The sequence below is a fragment of the uncultured Nitrosomonas sp. genome (genome assembly GCF_902826915.1).
Taxonomy (GTDB): domain Bacteria; phylum Pseudomonadota; class Gammaproteobacteria; order Burkholderiales; family Nitrosomonadaceae; genus Nitrosomonas.
The window spans coordinates 1-3,991 of record NZ_CADEGP010000120.1; the positions used below are offsets into that span (position 1 = coordinate 1).

Genomic DNA, 3,991 nt, shown 5'->3' on the forward strand with positions numbered 1-3,991 from the left:
CATACACCAGATTTGACTATAGCTCGAAAGTTTCTGGGGGATACTTAAAACCGAGCTGGTGCATCATAGAAGATTCAAAACACGACAACAAGCCATTCAGGAGATTGCCGAATATATAGAAATATTCTATAACCGGCAGAGAAAACAGAAAAGGCTGGGCTATTTGTCACCAGCACAATTTACGCAGCGATACTATGCAAATTTGCTTGTTGCTTAAACCGATGGACTCCATTTTTGACAGCACACATCAGCATTCGACTTCCGGGGCATGCAGTGCGTAGAGTTTGTTCTTGTCTTTCGGTTGCTGCTGGTGAATCCGCTGTGCTCGCTCCAGCAGCGTATTCAGATGTTGGAACGATGCGGAGCACTCCAGTTCTGCCGTCACCAGTTTCCGCTTGATCTCTCGCAGCACGATACCAAGGATCGTGCGTTGGCGTTTAACGGCTTTGCGCATGCGGCGAAATTGCTTGGCATGGGCATAACCGCCGGTTTTACTTGACTAGGTCAATCAACGATGGATCAAGCCGCATTGGCAAGCTGCGTGACTTGCTTTGCAATAATCTCAACCTCTTCTGCAATTGTACCCACTTCTCTGGGGTCAATGCCTAGCTTGACCCATTCCTGCTCGGTAATTTCTTGTGCCGAGCGTTCAGTCATCGCTAAGTCAGGCAGCATTCTTTCCGCAACATTGACGAGTCTGGCTAAGGATTGATTTATTTCCGGATCCATTTTGTCTGGCATGTGATGGTGGCGTATCACGGCGATAATTTCCGCCGGTAATTCCCAATGGATTCCAAGCTGGGCACCGATCTCACCATGATCTGTACCCAGTAGTTCGTGTTCTATTTCTAATAGTGATGCTTCGGGAGTGGTTCTCAATCTTTCGTGAAGTGCATCGCTGATATCCTTGGCGATGAAGTTTAGAACGTTATAACCAATATCATGCAAAAGGCCTGCGAGAAAGATCTGATCCTCCATCGGGCGAATTCTTGCAGGCATATGTTTAGCCATAGTGCGCATTGCAGAAGCAATGGTAATACTGTGAGTCCATAGATCCCTTGCTTTCAACTTTCCTTCGGGCGGTTTAGCGAATGCTGAAATGGTTGCCATGCCGATGGCGATAGATTTAATTTGTGTTAATCCTAATCGCATGGCAGCATCGCTGATGGAAGAGATCATGCCCGGAGAACCAAATAAAGAAGCATTTGACAGCCCGATAATGCGTGCAGAAATCTGTGGGTCTTGAGCGATGAGCTTGAGTAATTGAGCTTCACCTTCGTCAGTATTCAATGCCAATGTAAGCATTTTTTTGGCAATAACTGGCATGGCGGGCAGTGTGTGAATGCGCTCAAGGGATTGTTTTAAATTTATATGGTTAGCCATACTATGCTCCTTTAGCGAATTTTCTACTTCTTTGAATACAGTTTTATTCATCCTGATTGTTCATAATCGATGTAAAAGTAATGCACGAATGCATAACATTGTTTTGAGCGTTTTATAAAACACTCAAAACAATCAATCATCCAGATACTTAGTTGAGATACATTGAATCTTAGAGGACTGAGTAGAATCTATAGGTGTCATTATAGAAAACAAAAGTGATGAAGAAGGGGTGAATAGAAATGTAAAAGGTTATCTTTTCCAAGAATTCTTTGTTTAAGATAAGATCGATAAAAAAACGAATTTATAGTCTGGCATGACGGAAATTCCGAGTTTGACGATGAGTAAAGTTACAATGCAATATCATAATCTTCGGTACGCTGCAGATGTTTGACAGGGAGAACAGTGTCTGCTTGTTAAAAAAAGACGAAATTGAATCTTCGGCTATCCGTTAATGCACTCTTTCCTTTGCTAGTAAGTAAAAATAGCAATTATTTAGGCTTTAACTCATGAAAAATACTTTGGCTCGAATTTGGGTTTTCTTTCAGAAAAGGGAGCTGGTTTTTTTACCTGCCATTCTTGTGGGCACTTGCCTGATCGCGACTGGATTTTATGCCGATTACCTACATTCACAAAGCATGGATCGTGAACTACGGGATTCGGTGTTTACTCGATCGAGCTTGTTGCGTGCAGATTTGGAAGGAAAAATCATCAGCAATGCGCGATTGGTACAAGGTTTGGTGGCGTCCATTTCTGCAGAGCCGGATTTGTCAATGGAAAAATTTGCCAAGCTAGCGCAGTATTTGTTTAATGATCAATCAGAGCTGCGCAATATTGGTGCTGCGTCAGATTTGGTAATACGTCACTTATACCCGATAGAAGGCAATGGATCAGCGATAGGGCTTGATTTCAGGGAGCATCCTCAGCAGCTTGAATCGGTGCTACGTGCGCGTGATAGCGGGAATCTTATTATAGCCGGACCTGTTGATTTGGTTCAGAGCGGACAAGGCTTTATCGCTCGGATTCCGGTATCTTTTGATGACATTGAAGGGAATGAGAGGGTTTCTTGGGGCATGATTTCAGCTGTTATCGATGTGAATCAGTTATATCAAACAAGTGGTTTGTTGGATCTTGCAGAAAAAATTAATATTTCGATCCGAAGCAAAGATGCGTTGGGTAAGGTGGGTGAGGTGTTTTTTGGTAACGAGCAAATATTTGAACAGAATCCTGTATTACTAGATATTTCCTTGCCTAACGGTTCCTGGCAGATGGCTACCGTGCCTAAAGAGGGATGGATTGTTGCAGGCAATGACAGTGCCATTTTCCGTTTTGGCTTGATACTCATTGGCATTTTAGTCTTGCTGCCAATTATTTTGATGGGTAAGTTTCAACAAAATAAACGAGATAGTGAAGCCCGGCTTAGGGCTCTGTTCATGATGTCGCCGGTTGGTATCGCATTGAACGAATACGAAACTGGGAGATTTATCGAGATCAATGAGTCGCTGTTAGCTCCAACTGGTTATTCTCGGGAAGAGTTGTTAAGTCTTACCTATTGGGACATCACCCCCAAAGGCTACATGATGCTGGAAACTCAACAGGTTGAGAGTATGCAAGCAACAGGCACTTTTGGCCCATACAAAAAAGAGTATATTCGTAAAAATGGTAGTTGTTATCCGGTTCAACTGAATGGAGTAATAATTCACGATGCATCTGGCCGAAAATTAATCTGGTCGATGGTTGAGGATATTACTGAACATAAAGCCGCGGAACAGGCACTTATTACGGCTCGGTATGAGGCTGAACGGGCAAACAAGGCTAAATCTGAATTTCTTTCTAGCATGAGTCATGAGTTACGTACGCCTATGAATGCAATTCTTGGCTTTTGTCGATTACTTGAATTGGGGGGGCTTGATGATCGGCGTCTCAAATACACCAAAGAAATCAAGACTGCGGGTATGCATTTACTAACGTTGATTGATGAAGTGCTTGATTTGGCGAAAATTGAGTCAGGACGTATTGATTTTCGACTGGAATGGGTCGAGGTTTGTCTTGTTATTGAGGAGTGTATCAGCTTAGTAAAAATACAAGCAGATAGGCAGGATATCAAACTGATGCATAGCGGCATGGTGGATAAGGTTTTATATACTGATCGTATTCGACTCAAACAAGTCGTCCTTAATTTGATTAACAATGCGATCAAGTACAACCGCAAAGGCGGTTGGGTGCATATCGAACTCAGGGAATCCGTTCGTCCAGGTTACATAAAAATTATTATTGCTGATTCTGGGATCGGTATTGCTGCCAATAAACTGACGGAATTATTTCAACCTTTTAATCGTCTTGATGCTGCAGCTAGCGCTATTGAAGGTACAGGGATAGGATTATCGCTTACGCGTCGAATCGTTGAAAAGATGGGGGGGTACATTGGTGTAGACAGTGAATTGGGTATTGGAAGTACTTTTTGGTTTGAATTGCCGGCAAAAGGGATTGCAGATGACGATACCGTAACGAGTAGCACCGCCCAGGATTTGGTTCCTTGAGTCGAAGCAAGCTACATAGAGCTTACTCAAAAAGCATAACTAACTGATTGAGTTTAACAATATTGTATTAT

The 3,991-nt window shown here is 42.8% G+C and carries 2 protein-coding genes and 2 pseudogenes; 2 read left to right on the forward strand and 2 right to left on the reverse strand.

The genetic code is table 11. From position 1 onward, the window contains the following. Positions 1-22: 22 nt before the first annotated feature. Positions 23-217 (forward strand): annotated as a pseudogene (locus tag QZV86_RS13515) (IS3 family transposase); the annotation flags it as partial. A gap of 33 nt (positions 218-250) precedes the next feature. Here QZV86_RS13515 and QZV86_RS13520 read toward each other — a convergent pair. Continuing rightward, positions 251-493, reverse strand: a pseudogene (locus tag QZV86_RS13520) (IS5/IS1182 family transposase); the annotation flags it as partial. Positions 494-519: 26 nt separating this feature from the next. Then, the gene (locus QZV86_RS13525; RefSeq protein ID WP_295629206.1) at positions 520-1,383 is read right to left on the reverse strand and encodes an HDOD domain-containing protein; all 864 of its coding nucleotides are present in this window, start codon (positions 1,381-1,383) and stop codon (positions 520-522) included. 506 nt (positions 1,384-1,889) lie between these two features. Here QZV86_RS13525 and QZV86_RS13530 point away from each other — a divergent pair. Continuing rightward, a complete protein-coding gene (locus QZV86_RS13530; protein WP_295629209.1) occupies positions 1,890-3,920 on the forward strand; it encodes an ATP-binding protein in 2,031 nt (676 codons plus the stop codon). Positions 3,921-3,991: the final 71 nt, after the last annotated feature.